Origin of the sequence: Wenzhouxiangella indolica, assembly GCF_042310355.1 — a bacterium.
Taxonomy (GTDB): Bacteria; Pseudomonadota; Gammaproteobacteria; order Xanthomonadales; family Wenzhouxiangellaceae; genus Wenzhouxiangella.
In genome coordinates this window covers 91817-107705 of the sequence record NZ_JBHJMR010000007.1, presented here as the reverse complement: position 1 = coordinate 107705, position 15889 = coordinate 91817, and the positions used below count along the sequence as shown (strand labels likewise).

Annotated in this window: 14 protein-coding genes; all 14 read left to right on the top strand. The window is 63.9% G+C overall.

The genetic code is table 11. The features are described from left to right. Positions 1 to 174 precede the first annotated feature (174 nt). The 14 genes from ACDC67_RS09730 to gspG all read left to right on the top strand — a co-directional run bounded on the left by ACDC67_RS09730 (position 175) and on the right by gspG (position 15795). Positions 175 to 942 (top strand): DUF3450 domain-containing protein, encoded by a 768-nt coding sequence (locus ACDC67_RS09730; RefSeq protein WP_376692685.1) that lies wholly within the window; start codon positions 175 to 177, stop codon positions 940 to 942. Beyond that, a complete protein-coding gene (locus ACDC67_RS09725) occupies positions 942 to 2297 on the top strand; it encodes a MotA/TolQ/ExbB proton channel family protein (protein ID WP_376692683.1) in 1356 nt (451 codons plus the stop codon). Before ACDC67_RS09730 ends, ACDC67_RS09725 begins: the two co-directional genes overlap by 1 nt. Then, on the top strand, positions 2281 to 2805 hold the full coding sequence (locus tag ACDC67_RS09720) for a MotA/TolQ/ExbB proton channel family protein (protein ID WP_376692681.1): 525 nt from the start codon (positions 2281 to 2283) through the stop codon (positions 2803 to 2805). The genes ACDC67_RS09725 and ACDC67_RS09720 overlap by 17 nt, the downstream gene beginning before the upstream one ends. 33 nt (positions 2806 to 2838) lie before the next feature. Beyond that, entirely contained in the window at positions 2839 to 3246 is a 408-nt protein-coding gene (locus tag ACDC67_RS09715; protein WP_376692679.1) for an ExbD/TolR family protein, read from the top strand. A 2-nt stretch (positions 3247 to 3248) separates the two neighbouring features. Beyond that, on the top strand, positions 3249 to 3887 hold the full coding sequence (locus tag ACDC67_RS09710; protein ID WP_376692678.1) for an energy transducer TonB: 639 nt from the start codon (positions 3249 to 3251) through the stop codon (positions 3885 to 3887). Then, on the top strand, positions 3884 to 5155 hold the full coding sequence (locus tag ACDC67_RS09705; RefSeq protein WP_376692676.1) for a tetratricopeptide repeat protein: 1272 nt from the start codon (positions 3884 to 3886) through the stop codon (positions 5153 to 5155). The genes ACDC67_RS09710 and ACDC67_RS09705 overlap by 4 nt, the downstream gene beginning before the upstream one ends. Before the next feature lie 34 nt (positions 5156 to 5189). After that, positions 5190 to 5843 (top strand): hypothetical protein, encoded by a 654-nt coding sequence (locus tag ACDC67_RS09700; RefSeq protein WP_376692675.1) that lies wholly within the window; start codon positions 5190 to 5192, stop codon positions 5841 to 5843. A 68-nt stretch (positions 5844 to 5911) separates the two neighbouring features. Continuing rightward, a complete protein-coding gene (gene xerD, locus ACDC67_RS09695; RefSeq protein ID WP_376692673.1) occupies positions 5912 to 6766 on the top strand; it encodes a site-specific tyrosine recombinase XerD in 855 nt (284 codons plus the stop codon). A 114-nt stretch (positions 6767 to 6880) separates the two neighbouring features. Further along, positions 6881 to 7615, top strand: coding sequence for a DsbC family protein (locus ACDC67_RS09690; RefSeq protein ID WP_376692672.1), 735 nt, complete (start codon positions 6881 to 6883; stop codon positions 7613 to 7615). 94 nt (positions 7616 to 7709) lie between these two features. Next, positions 7710 to 11546 (top strand): phosphoribosylformylglycinamidine synthase, encoded by a 3837-nt coding sequence (purL, locus tag ACDC67_RS09685; RefSeq protein WP_376692670.1) that lies wholly within the window; start codon positions 7710 to 7712, stop codon positions 11544 to 11546. Positions 11547 to 11556: 10 nt separating this feature from the next. Further along, positions 11557 to 12198: an exosortase H-associated membrane protein gene (locus ACDC67_RS09680; protein ID WP_376692669.1), complete on the top strand. Its 642-nt coding sequence runs from the start codon at positions 11557 to 11559 to the stop codon at positions 12196 to 12198. A gap of 38 nt (positions 12199 to 12236) precedes the next feature. Then, positions 12237 to 13994, top strand: coding sequence for a type II secretion system ATPase GspE (gene gspE / locus ACDC67_RS09675; RefSeq protein WP_376692668.1), 1758 nt, complete (start codon positions 12237 to 12239; stop codon positions 13992 to 13994). Positions 13995 to 14114: 120 nt separating this feature from the next. Continuing rightward, positions 14115 to 15326: a type II secretion system F family protein gene (locus ACDC67_RS09670; RefSeq protein ID WP_376692666.1), complete on the top strand. Its 1212-nt coding sequence runs from the start codon at positions 14115 to 14117 to the stop codon at positions 15324 to 15326. Positions 15327 to 15381: 55 nt separating this feature from the next. Continuing rightward, positions 15382 to 15795 carry a type II secretion system major pseudopilin GspG gene (gene gspG, locus ACDC67_RS09665; protein ID WP_376692664.1) on the top strand — a complete coding sequence of 138 codons (414 nt, stop codon included), beginning with the start codon at positions 15382 to 15384 and terminating at the stop codon, positions 15793 to 15795. The last annotated feature ends 94 nt before the right edge of the window (positions 15796 to 15889 follow it).

Genomic DNA, 15889 nt, shown 5'->3' with positions numbered 1-15889 from the left:
TGACGTCGCGCCTGGATGCGGGTAGGTTCCGCATTCCGGCAAGCCGGTGCGGGATCGCGTTCACCTATCGTCTTTCAATTCGATGGTGTGCGCGGTATTCTAGTTTGATTGCCGGTCTAGGCCAATGCCGAGACATTTGCAAAGCCACGAATTTCAAGCATAGCGGATACGACAATGCCACAACATTCAACGCCAATTTCACGCCTGCTGGTGCTGGGCTCCGGGCTGTTGCTCGGCGCCTTCGCCGTCAATGCGCAGGTACTTGACCGCAGTATCGACGTCGAGAACCAGATCACGCGTCAGGCTGCGCAGACGCAGGAACGAATCAATCAGCTCGACGAGGAAACCCAGCAGCTGGTCGACGAGTATCGGCAGGTGCTGGCCGAAACCGAGAGCCTTCAGCGCTATAACGAGCAGATGCAGTCGGTGGTCGACAATCAGGAAGATGAGATTGTCTCGATCAACGACCAGCTCGCCGGCCTGGAGCAGACCAACCGCGACGTCGTCCCGCTGATGATCGATATGGCCGAGACGCTCGAGCAGCTGGTCAGGGCTGACGTGCCTTTCCGCCTTCAGGAGCGCGTCGAGCGCGCCGAGAACGTGGTCGACACGCTGGATCGCTCGGATATCACCAACTCGGAGAAATTCCGCCTCATCATCGAGGCCTACCAGGCCGAGCTGGAATACGGGCGTACGATGGAAGCCTATCGTGGCGCGCTTCCCGACGGTCAGCAGGTGGAATTCCTGCGCGTCGGTCGCACCCTGGTGTTCTGGCAGTCCCTTGACGGGAATACCACCGGTTGGTGGAATCCGAACAGCCGCCAGTTCGAGCAGCTTGACGACAGCTACGGGCTGCCGGTCAGCGACGGCCTGGCGATTGCCAGAAACCAGGTCGCACCCGACTTGATTCGGCTGCCCGTGCCCGCCCCGGAGAGTGAATGATGACCAAGAATAGAGTTCTTATCGCACTTCTGGCGCTGGCGATGCCGTTCGCGGCCAGCGCCCAGGAAACCCTCGACGAATTGCTGCAGCGCGTCCAGCAGGCCGCCCAGGAAGAACAGCGCGTTGACCAGCAGCGCCTGCAGGAATTCATCGACCAGCGCAACAACCAGCGCCAGCTCCTCGAGCAGGCGCGGGCCGAGTTGCAGGCCGAGGAGGAGCGCTCCGACCGTCTGCAGAACGAGTTCGACGAGAATGAGCTCGAGCTGGTTGAACTCGAGACCACCCTTGACGAGCGCATGGGCAACCTCGGCGAACTGTTCGGCGTTGTCCGCCAGGTCGCCGGCGACATGCGGGGCAACCTGCAGGAGTCGATGGTCAGTGCCCAGCTGCCGGGTCGTTCGGAGTTCTTCGCCGAGCTCGCCCAGGCAAGCGAATTGCCGACTGTCGGTGAGCTGCGCCAGATGTGGTATGAGATGGTGCGCGAGATCACCGAGTCCGGCAAGGTGGTCGAGTTCAACTCCGATATCATCAACGCCGACGGCGTCAAGGAAGAAGACCGTCAGGTCATTCGGGTCGGCGTATTCAACGTCGTTTCCAACGGCAAGTTCCTGCAGTGGGACGGCGATCAGGGCCTGCTCGTCGAGCTGCCGCGCCAGCCGGCCGGCCGCTTTCAGCGCCTGGCGCAGAACCTCCAGGACGCCTCCGGAGACGAAGTGGTCGACATGGCCATCGACGGCACCCGCGGCGCCATCCTCGCGCAGGTCGTGCGAGCGCCGACGCTCGGCGAACGTGTCCGCCAGGGTGCCGAGGTGGGCTACGTGATCATCGCCTTGGGCATCTTCGGCGTGTTGTTCGCGCTCTGGCGCGGCATCGTGCTGGGTCTGAAGGGCAACGCCATCAAGCGCCAGCTCAAGCGCGAGGAGGCCGACGAGGGCAACGCCCTGGGCCGCGTGCTGAAGGTCTACCAGGACAACCCGGATCAGGATGTCGAAACCCTCGAGCTCAAGCTCGACGAAGCCATCCTGCGCGAAACCGCGCCACTGGAATCCGGGCTGCCGCTGATCAAGGTGCTCTACGTGGTCGCGCCGCTGATCGGTCTGCTGGGTACGGTCGTCGGCATGATCGTCACCTTCCAGCAGATCACCCTGTTCGGCACGGGCGATCCGCGCATGATGGCCGGCGGTATCTCGATGGCCCTGATCACCACGGTCCTGGGTCTGACGGTTGCCATTCCGCTGACGATTCTTCACAGTCTGCTGCAAAGCCGCAGCCGCGCGCTGATCCAGATCCTGGAAGAGCAATCGGCCGGCATCATTGCACGACTCGCAGAGCGTCGCCATGGTAGCGCTAGCTAATTTCTTCGAATCAATCCGGGCCTTCATCGAGCTCGGCGGGGACGTCCTCTGGGCGATCCTCGTCGTGCTCCTGATGATGTGGACACTGATCCTGGAGCGCTTCTGGTACTACTTCCGTGTTCTGCCTGCGCGTCGCAAGGACATTCTCGACCTTTGGCAAGAGCGGAAGGATCACCAGTCCTGGCACGCCAGCCGGATCCGCGAGGAGTTGATCAGCCAGCTGTCGGTGGAAATGAAGGGCAACGTCCGAACCATCCAGACGCTTATCGCCATTTGCCCCCTGCTTGGGCTTCTCGGAACGGTGACGGGCATGGTGGCGGTGTTCGACGTCATGGCCTTCTTCGGCACGGGCAACGCCCGCGCCATGGCCGCCGGCGTCTCGCAGGCCACCATTCCCACCATGTCGGGCATGGTCGCGGCCCTGTCGGGGCTGTACTTCGGTTCGTACCTCGAGCGCAAGGCCGAAATCGAGACCGAGCGTCTCGAGGATTTGCTCCGATTCGATTGACACCATCGGCGTCGAAAACAGGTTGACTAGAACATGGCACGCAGACACGCAACAAAGGACGAGCCCGAGATCAACATCACGCCGATGTTGGATATCGTGTTCATCATGCTGATCTTTTTCATCGTAACGACGTCGTTCATTCGCGAGACCGGGGTGGAGGTCGACAAGCCCATGGCGATCACCGCGGAACCAAGACCCCAGGGCAATGTTCTAATTGCCATACGGGACAACGACGAGATCTGGATGAACAAGCAGCAGATCGAAATTCACGAAGTGCGGCCCGAAGTCGAGCGCGCCCGGGCGGAGAACCCGGAATCGGCGGTTGTCCTGATCGCCGATCGGGGCGCGAGAACCGGAATGCTCGTTGAGGTCATGGACCAGGTGCAGGCCGCCGGCATCAGCCGGATCTCGGTCTCTGCCGAGCCGGAAGGCGGGAGGTAATCATGGGCACTGGAATTCGATACGCTGTCGCCGTTGTGCTGGCCGTCGTGGTCACGTTGGTGACTTTCTACGTCATGCATTTGCTGATCTCCGGTACATCCGGGGAGCGCGAACAGCTGGAGCCGCCGCCGGGCATTCGCTTCGGCCCCGTGGATATCGACGAAACGGTCGAAACCCGCGACCGCCGCCGTCCGCCGCCGCCGCCGCCGCCGGAAGAGCCGCCGCCGCCGCCGGATATGGAAATCGCCGAGATGGAGCAGCAGCCCCAGGACATGCCCAATCTGGATATGCCCGATCTTGACCTCTCGATGTCGGGAACCGGGCCTTTCCTCGGCTCCATGAGCCAGGGTGATCGCAACGCCGAAGGCGATGTCGTGCCCCTGGTACGCATTCAGCCCCAGTATCCGCGCGACGCCGCCGTGGCGCAGCTGGAAGGCTACGTGACGATTCAGTTCACGATCGACGAAACGGGGTCGGTCCGGTCGCCGCGGGTGATCGATTCCAAGCCGCCGCGCGTATTTGATCGCGAGGCCATTCGCGCAATTCTGCGCTGGAAGTTCAAGCCGCGCGTGGTCGACGGCCAGGCGGTCGAACGCCAGGCAACCCAGACCATCGACTTCTCCCTGGACGACCTACGATGAAGACTGCCAATCTCCTTTTGTTGAGCGCACTTTTCGTGGCTTCCGGTCAGGCGCTGGCGCAGACCGAGGTGGCGGGATACCAGTGTGGCGTTGAACGCGAAGTGTCTGCCGGGGCGTTGACCGAGCGGACCTACAACCGCCTCAGTGATATCTACGAGATGATCGGCGAGGACAATTACGCCGAGGCGTATCCCGCGCTGGAATCCCTGCTGGAACGCAATCGCACCGACGAGTACGCCCGGGCCACGATTCTCCAGGCGATGGCGTTCGTGCGTGCCCAGCAAGAGAACTACGAAGAAGCGATCAACCTGTTCAAGCGCGCCATCGACCTGAATCAGCTGCCCAATAACCAGCATTACGAGATGATTCTCCAGGTCGCGCAGCTGTACTACACCACCGATCGCTTCCAGGACGCACTCGATCAGCTCGATATCTGGTTCTGCGTCACCCCCGACGACCAGCGCAACAAGGTCGATGTCTGGGTCATGAAGGCCAGCATCCACGCGCAGATCGACGAGTTCCGCAACGCGATCGAAGCGATCGACCGGGCCATCACGATGTCGGACGAGCCGAAGGAAAACTGGTACCAGCTCAAGCTCGGCATGCATTTCGAGCTTGAAGAGTACGACCAGGCGTCCGACGTGCTCCAGACCCTGATTCGCATGAATCCGGACAAGAAGGACTACTGGACCCAGCTCGCGTCGGTCTACGTTCAGCTCGATCGCAATCGCGACTCCATGGCTGTGCTCTCGCTCGCGCATCGTAAGGGCCTGCTGAACAAGCAGGGTGAATACATGCAGCTGGCCAGTCTTCAGCAGGAGTTCGATTTTCCGCGCAAGGCCGCCGAAGTGCTGCTCGAAGGCCTCGAAGAGGGCATCGTCGAAGACACCCGGCGCAACTGGGAGATGACCGGTGGCGCATGGTACGAGGCCCGGGAGCTCGAAAGAGCACTGGATGCATACGAGCGAGCCGGTGCCCAGTCCAGCGATGGCAAGATCGATTTGCAACGTGCCTTCATTCTGACCGACCAGGAACGTTGGGATGAGGCGGTCGAAGCGCTGGACCGAGCCGTCGAGCTTGGAGGCCTTTCAGACAATCAGACTGGTAACGCTTATCTGCTGCTTGGAACGGCTCGCTATAACTCCGGCGACCGTGAAGGTGCTCTTGAAGCCTTTAACGAAGCCACGGATTATGGCAGAGTAGCAACTGCTGCGAGGGAGTGGATCAATCATATCCGCAATGAAGACTCTCGCCGGGCGAGTAGTTAGATAATCCTGATCACGACCCAGGGAGGTCAGTATCATGCAAATCAACGAAGAAACCCAGCTGGACCAACAGGCGCCTGACGAGGGAAATGCCGCGGCATCGACTCCGACGTCCCCGGGCGTAGCTTCGCCAGCGAGTGCGACCAAGGTCGCCAAGAAGAAGGCTTCCAAGAAGAAGGCTTCCAAGAAGAAGGCCTCCAAGAAGAAGGCCTCGAAGAAGAAGGCTTCCAAGAAGAAGGCCTCCAAGAAGAAAGCCTCCAAGAAGAAGGCCTCCAAGAAGAAAGCCTCCAAGAAGAAAGCCTCCAAGAAGAAAGCCTCCAAGAAGAAGGCTTCCAAGAAGAAGGCCTCCAAGAAGAAGGCTTCCAAGAAGAAGGCCTCCAAGAAGAAGGCTTCCAAGAAGAAGGCCTCCAAGAAGAAGGCTTCCAAGAAGAAGGCTTCCAAGAAGAAAGCTTCCAAGAAGAAGGCTTCCAAGAAGAAGGCTGCCCGAAAGGCGGACGCAACCGACGGCGATATGGCGCATGTCCTTGCCGCGGTGGATCAACTGCGCGATGCGCTGCATGATCTCGCCAGCCACCAGATCAACCAGCGCCGACAGCTGGTCGAAGAGCTGCGCACGGCGGCCCGTTCCGGCTTCTCTGAGGTCGAATCGGCCGCACGCAATACCCTTAACCGCCTGACCGGAAAGGGTTGAGCGACCCGGGTACGCGCTCGGGGGCGGAACATGCCGCCCCCGAATCCCCCCATCATCCGGATCGATCGATGATCGATTCCTTCCTCGACGCTCTGTGGGCCGAGCGCGGCGTCTCGCCGGCAACCACGGATGCCTATCGGCGCGATCTGAAGCAGTTTTTTGGCCAAGTGCCCGGGGCTACGGCCGCCTCCCGGGCTGAAGTGCTCGACTTCCTCGCCTCCAGAATGCGCTCCGGCGCCAACACCAGCAGTATCGTTCGCCAGTTGTCCTGCCTGCGCCAGTTCTTTGCCTGGGCACGGCGCGAGCGGCTGATTGCCGTCGATCCGATGCTTGATCTCGAGGGTCCGCGCCGCCCAAGGGCCTTGCCCGGGACAATGAGCGCCAGCGAGGTCGAGGCGCTGCTGGCGGCTCCGGACATGAAGGCGCCGCTGGGTCTCCGCGACCGAGCCATCCTCGAGACGCTCTACGCCTCCGGCATGCGGGTTTCCGAACTCGCCGCGCTCACCCTGGCGCGATTGAATCTCGGTCAGGGCGTGGTTCGAGTTGTCGGCAAGGGTGGGCGCGAGCGCCTTGTGCCGCTGGGCGAGACGGCCTGCGAAGTCCTCAGGTGCTGGCTGTCGATGCGACCTGAGCTCAAACCGCAGGGAGACTGGGTATTTGTTTCCCGCACGGGGCGGGCTTTGTCCCGGCAGGCGATCTGGGCGCGCATACGGGACCTGGCGGTCCGCGCCGGTATTGATGAGCCGGTGCACCCCCACCGGCTCCGGCACAGCTTCGCCACGCATCTGCTCGACAACGGCGCCGATCTGCGGGTGGTCCAGATGTTGCTCGGTCACGCCGACCTGGCGACCACGCAGATCTACACGCACGTGTCCCGCTCCCGCTTGAAGTCCCTCCATCAACGCCATCATCCGCGCGGATGAATTGGTTGAAACTTGTCGGACACGTCGCGTTCCAATGAAGCAATCGCCGTGCTCGGCTATCATGCGCGATGCCGAACCATCGGCCCGACAGAAACTGTTTTTTAGGAGATCCCAATGAAAAGCCTTACAGGAGTGATTGCCGCGATGGGCATGGTGCTGGCCCTGCCGGTCACGGCCGCCGACGAAAGCGCCATCGAGGAACGGGTGCGTTCGCTGGTGCCGGAGATCGAGACGCTCTCCATCGCCGAGACGCCGGTGCCGGGGATGATGGAGGTTCAGCTCAACAACGAGATCCTCTACATGAGCGAGGACGGACGCTACCTGGTGCAGGGTCGAATGATCGACCTGGAGACCCAGACCGACCTGACGGACTCCGCCAAGGCCGTCCTGCGCCGGGAGAAGCTCGCTGACCTGGACGAATCGCAGATGGTGTCTTTCGGTCCCGAGGATGCCGAGTATGAATTGATGGTTTTCACGGACACGGATTGTGGCTATTGCCGTCGGCTGCACGAGCAGATCGATGAATACATCGACGAGGGCATTCGCATCAACTATCTCGCCTTTCCCCGCGCCGGCGCGGGCTCGGAGACCTTTGACACGATGGTCTCGGTCTGGTGCGCGGACGACCGGCAAAGCGCGATGAACACCGCCAAGGCCGGCCAGCAGCCGCCTCAGGCGAAATGCGACAACCCGGTGGAGGAACACTACCGGCTGGGCAAGTCGCTGGGCGTGACCGGCACGCCTTCGATGATGACGGCCAACGGCGACATGATTCCCGGTTACGTGCCCCCGCAGCAGCTTCGACAGCGCCTCGAAGGCCTCGGTAACGGACAGGCCTCGGCCGAGTGAGCCTCCCGCCCGGGCCGCGCCGTCGGTCCGGGCATTCAACCGACCGCGTGCCCTATAATGGCGCGTTCACTTGAGCGTTCTCACGGGGTCACGAATGATTGTCCTGCTCGGCAGGGACTCGCTGCCGCCGTTTCGTCTTTCCCGGCTCGCGGCCGAGCTGTCTTCGCTCGAACGGCGCGATATCGGCCTGAAGGCCCGGGCGTTGTTCCTGGTCGATGCCCCGTCGCTGCCGGCCGAGCCGCAGCACAATCACCTGCTATCGCTGCTTTCGGCTGAGCCGTTCGCCGCCGCTGCGCTATCCGCGAACCAGCTGCTAGTCGTCCCGAGGCCGGGAACGGTGACGCCCTGGGCCAGCAAGGCCGGCGATATCCTGACCCGCTGCGGTCTGGAGGGGTTTTCCCGCCTGGAGCACGCCACGGTCTACGAACTTACCGGTATCGACGCCCGCGAGCTGTCAGGGCCGGCTCGCCGCTGCCTGCACGATCGCATGACACAGGTCATTCTCGATGATCTGGCCGGCCTCCGGCATTGGTTCGACCAGCGCGAACCCGGCGGATTGGGCGTTATCGAACTCGGCGCCGACGCCGCTGCCACGCTTTCAGATCACAACCGTCGGCTCGGGCTGGCCCTGAGCGACGACGAAATCGATTACCTGGTCGACGCCTACCGGCGCATGGGTCGCGACCCCAGCGATGCCGAGCTGATGATGTTCGCCCAGGCCAACTCCGAACACTGCCGTCACAAGATCTTCAACGCCGACTGGAGCGTCGACGGCCAGCCCGTCGAGGGTTCGTTGTTCGGGCTCATTCGAAGTACCCATGCGGCCACGCCGGACGCCACCCTGGTGGCCTACGACGACAATGCCGCCGTAGTGGAGGGTTTCGACGTACAGGTCCTGGCGACCGCGTCCGATCGGCCCGCCTACACCCATCGTCCCGGGCGCGCGCATATCCAGATCAAGGTCGAAACGCACAACCACCCCACGGCGATTTCTCCCGATCCCGGCGCGGCCACCGGATCGGGCGGCGAGATCCGCGATGAGTCGGCCACCGGGCGCGGCGCGCGACCGATTGCCGCGCTGTGCGGCTTTTCCGTCTCGGATCTGCGTATACCCGACTGGGTTCAGCCCTGGGAGCGTACAGGGAGCCAGCCCGATCGCATGGCCTCGGCGCTGGAGATCATGCGCGACGGGCCGATCGGCGCGGCGCGTTTCAACAACGAGTTCGGCCGCCCCCTCCTGCTGGGCTACTTCCGGACGTTCAGCGCCCGTATCGGCGACAGGCTGTGGGGTTACCACAAGCCGATCATGATCGCCGGCGGCAGCGGCATGATTGCCGACGGGCAGACGCACAAGAAGCCCCTGGCCGCCGGCGATCGCGTGATCGTCCTCGGCGGCCCGGCCATGCTGATCGGGCTCGGCGGCGGCGCGGCTTCGTCGATGAGCTCGGGCCAATCCGACGCCGACCTGGATTTCGCCTCCGTGCAGCGCGGCAACCCGGAAATGCAGCGGCGTGCCCAGGAGGTGATCGATCGCTGCTGGTTGCAGGGCGAGGCCAACCCGATCAAGTCGATTCACGATGTCGGCGCCGGCGGCCTGTCCAATGCGCTGCCCGAACTGCTCCACGATGGCGGCGTTGGCGGCCGGCTCGAGCTGCGCGAGATTCCCACCAACGATCCCGCGCTCTCGCCCGTGGAGCTGTGGTGCAACGAGGCGCAGGAGCGCTACGTACTGGCGGTCGCGCCGGATGATCTCGATCGATTCGCCGCGCTGTGCGAGCGCGAGCGCTGCCCCTGGGCCGACCTGGGTGAAGCCACCGAGGAGGGCCGGTTACTGCTGTCCGACCGGCTGGGCGAGCGACCCGCCGTGGACATGCCGCTGGAGGTGCTGCTCGGCAAGCCGCCGCGAATGCACCGCGACGCGTTCAGCGATCGACTGGCGCTGGAGATCGGCAGCCTCGACGATGTCTCGATCGACCAGGCGGCCGAGCGTGTGCTGGCGCTACCGTCGGTCGGCAGCAAGCAGTTTTTGATCACCATCGGCGATCGCACGGTCGGCGGCCTGAGCGTACGCGACCAGATGGTCGGCCCGCACCAGGTGCCGGTGGCCGATTGCGCGATTTCCCTGCTCGACTACGACGGCCACGCCGGCACGGCCATGGCGATGGGCGAGCGCACGCCACTCGCCGTCCAGGATTCTGCCGCCGCCGCCCGCGTGGCCGTGGGCGAGGTGCTTACCAACCTCGCCGGGGTCTGCGTGCGCGCGCTCTCGCACGTCAAGCTGTCGGCCAACTGGATGGCGGCCGCGGGCGCGCCCGGGCAGGATGCGGCCCTGCGCGCCGCTGTCGAAGCGGTCGCCTCGCTATGCCCGCAGCTGGAACTGTCCATCCCGGTCGGCAAGGATTCCCTGTCGATGCAGACGGTGTGGTCCGAGGGCGAGGAGCAGCGGCGCATGATCGCGCCGGTTTCGCTAATCGTTTCTGCCTTCGCGCCGGTCAGCGACGTCCGGCGCCATGTCACGCCGCAACTGCAGGCCGGGCCAGGTAGTCAGTTGGTTTTGATCGACCTCGGCCGCCAGCGTCTGGGCGGGTCGGCGCTGGCGCAGGTCTTCTCGCGCCAGCTCGGCGAAGTGCCCGACGTCGACGACCCGGCGCTGCTCAAGGCGGCCTTCGAAGCCGTACAGCACCTGGTCGGGTCGGGCCAGGTCCTGGCCTGCCACGATCGTTCCGACGGCGGCTTGTTCACGACCGTGCTCGAGATGGCCCTGGCGGGTCGCCGGGGCCTGCATCTGGACCTGGGGGACAGCGCTGCCGATCCGCTTGCCGTGCTGTTCAACGAGGAACTCGGGCTGGTCATGCAGGTGGCCGATGGCGAGCTGGCGTCGGTCGAGGCAGCGCTGGCCGACGCCGGGCTGGGTGCATGCACCTCGGTCATCGGCCGGGTCGGCGACGGCACGCGGCTGGAGATCATGGCCGGCGACCGTACGCTGTTGTCGCGCGACCTGTCCGATCTGGCGCGGCGCTGGGCCGAGACGAGCTACCGCATGCAGCGCCTGCGCGACCACCCGGAATGCGCCGAGGAGGAATATCGCGCGGTGGCCGACTTCGACCGAACCGGCCTGGTTTCGAAGCTCACTTTCGAGCTGCCGTCGCCGGTGGCCGTCCATACCGGTGCCCGGCCGCGCGTCGCCATCTTGCGCGAGCAGGGCGTCAACGGCCAGCGCGAGATGGCGCGTGCTTTCATGGCGGCCGGTTTCGAAGCAGTCGACGTCCATATGAGCGACCTCGAGCACGGGCGCCAGTCCCTGGCCGACTTCCACGGCCTGGCCGCCTGCGGCGGCTTTTCCTTCGGCGATGTGCTGGGCGCCGGCCAGGGCTGGGCCCGTTCGATCCTGTTCAATGCGGCCCTGCGCGACGCCTTTCAGGCTTTTTTCGAGGATCCGGGCCGTTTCGCCCTGGGCGTGTGCAACGGTTGCCAGATGCTTTCGGCCCTGCGCGAGATCATTCCGGGCACCGCCGACTGGCCGGATTTCGTCGTCAACCGCTCGCGCCAGTTCGAGGCGAGGCTCAGCCAGGTCGAGATCGAGGACAGCACTTCGCTGTTCTTTGCCGGCATGGCCGGCTCCCGGCTGCCGATCGTGACCGCGCACGGCGAGGGTCGGGCGCGGTTCGCCGGCGAGTCCCTGGCGGGTTTGCCGGTTGCAGTTCGTTATGTGATGGCCGACGGCGCCCCCGCGCTTCGCTATCCCGACAATCCCAACGGATCGCCGGACGGCATCACCGGCCTGAGCAGTTCCACCGGTCGGGCGACGATCATGATGCCGCACCCTGAGCGACTGCTGCGGGCCGTGAACTATTCCTGGGCGCCCGCCGAATGGGGCGAACTTTCCCCGTGGATGAAGATGTTCCACAATGCCAGGTCATGGCTGGAGTGATATCGAGGCAATGAGCGAACAAGAGCAGCGAGACGACGACCGCGCCACGACCGAAGAGGAAACCGGCGCCAATCCGGTCAAGGAGATGTTCATCCTGGCCGCCCTCTACCTGCCGCTGGGATTCTTCCTGTGGTTCTTCATGGCCAGCGGGCTGATGTTTCCGACCTCCCAGCTGGTAGAGTGGCTGCTCACCGGCCTCTACCCCGACCTGTTCGAGCAGGTCGTGCAGCTGGGCTTTCACTTCGAGGTTCAGACCTCGGTGGTCCTGCCGCAGGAGGTCGACGGCCAGTCGGTGGCGTTGAATCTCGACATCAATCCGATGATCTATGCCTGGGGCCTGGCGCTGCTGTTCGGCCTGATCATGGCGACCCCGGCGCGCGGGCTGCGGCGTATCGTCCAGCTGCTTATCGGCTTCGTCGTGGTCACCCTGGTTACCACCTGGGGCGTGTTCTGGGAGATCTGGCGCGACATGGCCTTCCTGATGGGCCCGCAGGCCGCGGCGGCGGTCCAGTCGACCAACCTCTCGGCCACGGCCATTGCCCTGTGCTACCAGCTGGGCTACCTGATGTTCCCGGGGGTGATTCCGATCGCCGCCTGGATTCTCATGAATCGTCCCTTCATCGAGTTGCTGGTCGAGAACCGGCGCAGCTGAACCGATGCCAACGGGGACTGTCTGTTTGAAGCGTGACTATGGAAACTGAAGCACTGACTGCCACCGACGAGACCGAGCTGCTGCCGAGCATCGGCGAACACCTCGAGGACCGTGCCGCCGATCTTTGCCAGCTGATGATCGAGCAGGAGCGTCTGCGCGAGGAAGACCTGCAGCGCGCCAAGGCCTACCGCGAGCAACACGGCGGCAACCTGCTGACCCTGCTGGTGCGCCTGGGCCTGGTTTCCGAGCGCGATCTGGCGCGGGCCCAGTCCGAGCTGCTCGAGATTCCGATGGTCACCGAGAAGGACTACCCGGAGACGGCACCGCAGATCGACGCCATTTCGGTGCGCTACATGAAGCAGCAGCACCTGGTGCCGGTGCGTATCGACGACGAGGTGCTCGAGGTCGTCATGGCCGACCCATGCGACGAGTTTGCCCTGCGCGCCCTGGCCATGGCCACCGGGCGTGAAGTCAGGCCGCGGGTGGGCGTGACCTCCGAGATCGACAACACGATCGAGCGCTACTTCGGCGGCGGCAAGTCCGCCATGGGCCAGATCGCCGAGCATCTCGGTGGCGAGGGCGACTCGGGCGAGGACGAGGAGGATGTCGAGCACCTGCGCGACCTGGCCTCCGAGGCGCCGGTCATTCGCCTGGTCAACCTCCTGCTCCAGCGCGCGGTCGAGTCGCGTGCCTCGGACATCCACATCGAACCCTTCGAGAACCGCCTCAAGGTTCGCTACCGGATCGATGGCGTCCTGCAGGAAGTCGAGGCGCCGCCGGCGCGTTCGACCGCGGCGGTCATCTCGCGCGTGAAGATCATGGCGCGGCTCAATATTGCCGAGCGTCGCCTGCCCCAGGACGGCCGCATCATGCATCGCGTCGGCGGCAAGGAACTCGACCTGCGTGTGTCGACCGTGCCGACCGCGCACGGCGAGTCGGTGGTCATGCGTATCCTCGACCGCGAAGCGGTGGTGCTGGATTTCGCCAGCCTCGGCTTTGCCGACGACGTCCAGGAGAGGTTCATCCGCGAGCTGGAAGTGCCGCACGGCATCATCCTGGTCACCGGCCCGACCGGCTCGGGCAAGACCACCACGCTCTACACCGCGCTCAGCCGCCTCAACACGCCCGAGCGCAAGATCATCACGGTCGAGGATCCGGTCGAGTACCAGCTCGAGGGCGTCAACCAGATCCAGGCCAAGTCATCCATCGGGCTCGACTTTGCCCGCGCCCTGCGCTCGATCGTGCGCCAGGACCCGGACGTCATCATGATCGGGGAGATGCGCGACCTGGAGACGGCGAAGATCGCCATCCAGTCGGCGCTGACCGGTCACCTGGTGCTGTCGACCCTGCATACCAACGATGCTGCCGGTGGCGTGACGCGAATGATCGACATGGGCGTGGAAGACTACCTTCTGACCTCGACGGTCAACGCCATCATGGCCCAGCGCCTGGTACGCCGCCTGGATCCGGCAACGATGGAAGCCTACGAAGTGCTTCCGGAGATGGTCGAAGAGCTGGGCCTGGAGAAACTCACCGACGAGCGCCCGATCAGGCTGTATCGTCCGGGCAGCTCCGAGGCCAGTCCGACCGGCTATCGCGGAAGAACCGGTATTCATGAACTGCTGGTGCTGTCGGAGGAAATTCGTCGCATGGTCATGAAGCACGCCATTTCGACCGAGATCGAAAGGCAGGCGCGCGCCGAAGGCATGCGCACCATGTACGAGGATGGTCTGACCAAGGCCCTGCAGGGACTGACCTCGGCCGAGGAAGTGCTTCGTGTGACGCAGGAAGCCTAATGAGAAAGAGCAAGCACGAAATCCGAAGCACCAAATCCGAAACAAGGTCGGGCAAGTGCCCGGAGCCGCGTTTCGGATTTCGGATTTCGGATTTCGAATTTCACCCGGAGGGTGTTTAAGTTGCCTCTTTTCGAATACAAAGCCGTCTCGCCGGCCGGAGAAACACTGACCGGCGAAATGGATGCCCCCAGCAAGGACCTGGTGATCGCCCACCTGCAGGAGTCGGGCAATATCCCGGTTTCGGCCCGCGAGGTCGGCTCCGGCTTCCGGCTCTCGACCCTGTTGCGTGGCCGGCGCGGCCTCAAGCAGGGCGAGGTCGGTGACCTCACCCAGCAGCTGGCTACCCTGCTCAGTGCGGGCCTGCCGCTGGACCGCTCGCTCGGCATCCTGGCCGAGCTGGCCGAGAACGAGCGGGTGCAGGACACCGTCGAGAAGATTCGCAACCGCGTACGCGAGGGTGGTTCGCTGTCGGAGGCGCTGGAAGAGCGTCACGGCGTTTTCTCGCGCTTTTACATCAACATGGTGCGGGCCGGCGAGATTGGCGGCTCGCTCGACCAGACGCTCTCGCGCATGGCCGAGTACCTGGAGCGATCCAAGGAGCTCAAGGACTCGGTCGTCTCGGCGATGATCTACCCGGCCCTGCTGGTGGTGCTGGCGATCGCCTCGCTGATCCTGCTGATGGGCTACGTCATCCCCCAGTTCACGCCCATGTTCGAAGAGTTCGGCGCCGAGCTGCCCCTGCTGACCCAGGTCGTGCTGGCGGTCGGCAACGCGCTCCAGAACTACTGGTGGGCGATGATTGCCGCGTTCGTGATCGCCCTGCTGTGGTTTCGTAGCCAGCTCAGGCGGCCGGCATCGCGTCGGCGCTGGGACGCCCGCTTCCTGCACATGAAGGGCATCGGCGACGTAATCGCCAAGATGGAAACCGCGCGCCTGGCCCGTACGTCCGGCACCCTGCTGGTCAACGGCGTGCCGCTGCTTTCGGCACTTTCGATCGCAAAGAATGTCATGAGTAATACGGTGCTCGGCGACGATGTGGCCGAGGCGGCCAAGCAGGTCAAGACCGGCACACCCATGGCCCGGGCGCTTGCAGCCAACGACAATTTTCCGCGCCTGGCGCTGCAGATGGTCAACGTGGGCGAGGAAACCGGCAAGCTCGACGAGATGCTGCTGAAGGTGGCCGATACCTACGATCGCGAAGTGCGAACGACCATCGATCGGCTGATGGCGCTGCTGGTTCCCGCGCTCACGCTGGGACTGGCGGTGCTGATCGGTGTGATCGTCATGTCCGTGCTCGTTGCCATCCTCGGCATCAATGAAATGGTGGCCTGAGGGCCGAAGCATCAATTCAAGACAAACAGGGCCCGATCGGGTCGGAGGAAAGGAAATGATCAACAAGATGGGTAGCAGTAAAGGCTTCTCCCTGATCGAGTTGCTGGTGGTACTGATGATTCTGGGGCTGATTGCCGGCCTGGTGGTTCCGAACGTCCTTCAGCGCGGTGAAGACGCCAAGCTCAAGGCGGCCGACGCCGAGGTCCAGCGCCTTTCCATGGCGGTCGACGAGTATTACCTGGACAACGGTCGTCCGCCCGAGGAGTTGCGCCAGCTGGTCAGCAAGCCGGGCAATGCCAGCAACTGGAACGGTCCCTACGTCAACGAGTCCAACCTGACCGATCCGTGGGACAACGAATACCAGTACCGCTATCCCGGTCAGCATCGTTCCTACGACGTGTGGTCGCACGGCGCCGACGGCTCGCCCGGCGGTGAAGGTGCCAACGCCGACATCACCAATTGGGATTGAGTTGAACCCAGGTTTCAGGTTTCAGGTTTCAGGTTTCAGGGGCGGGCGTCCTTGGCGCAGTGGTGGCCGGCGCCGCTCTGAAACTGATTGCGGG

Excerpts from the sequence above, each read along its gene's own strand:
- purL (WP_376692670.1), top strand. The coding sequence starts at position 7,710 with ATGATTGTCCTGCTCGGCAGGGACTCGCTGCCGCCGTTTCGTCTTTCC.
- ACDC67_RS09705 (WP_376692676.1), top strand. The coding sequence starts at position 3,884 with ATGAAGACTGCCAATCTCCTTTTGTTGAGCGCACTTTTCGTGGCTTCC.
- xerD (WP_376692673.1), top strand. The coding sequence starts at position 5,912 with ATGATCGATTCCTTCCTCGACGCTCTGTGGGCCGAGCGCGGCGTCTCG.
- ACDC67_RS09715 (WP_376692679.1), top strand. The coding sequence starts at position 2,839 with ATGGCACGCAGACACGCAACAAAGGACGAGCCCGAGATCAACATCACG.
- ACDC67_RS09710 (WP_376692678.1), top strand. The coding sequence starts at position 3,249 with ATGGGCACTGGAATTCGATACGCTGTCGCCGTTGTGCTGGCCGTCGTG.
- ACDC67_RS09730 (WP_376692685.1), top strand. The coding sequence starts at position 175 with ATGCCACAACATTCAACGCCAATTTCACGCCTGCTGGTGCTGGGCTCC.
- ACDC67_RS09680 (WP_376692669.1), top strand. The coding sequence starts at position 11,557 with ATGAGCGAACAAGAGCAGCGAGACGACGACCGCGCCACGACCGAAGAG.
- ACDC67_RS09725 (WP_376692683.1), top strand. The coding sequence starts at position 942 with ATGACCAAGAATAGAGTTCTTATCGCACTTCTGGCGCTGGCGATGCCG.
- ACDC67_RS09690 (WP_376692672.1), top strand. The coding sequence starts at position 6,881 with ATGAAAAGCCTTACAGGAGTGATTGCCGCGATGGGCATGGTGCTGGCC.
- gspG (WP_376692664.1), top strand. The coding sequence starts at position 15,382 with ATGATCAACAAGATGGGTAGCAGTAAAGGCTTCTCCCTGATCGAGTTG.
- ACDC67_RS09720 (WP_376692681.1), top strand. The coding sequence starts at position 2,281 with ATGGTAGCGCTAGCTAATTTCTTCGAATCAATCCGGGCCTTCATCGAG.
- ACDC67_RS09700 (WP_376692675.1), top strand. The coding sequence starts at position 5,190 with ATGCAAATCAACGAAGAAACCCAGCTGGACCAACAGGCGCCTGACGAG.
- gspE (WP_376692668.1), top strand. The coding sequence starts at position 12,237 with ATGGAAACTGAAGCACTGACTGCCACCGACGAGACCGAGCTGCTGCCG.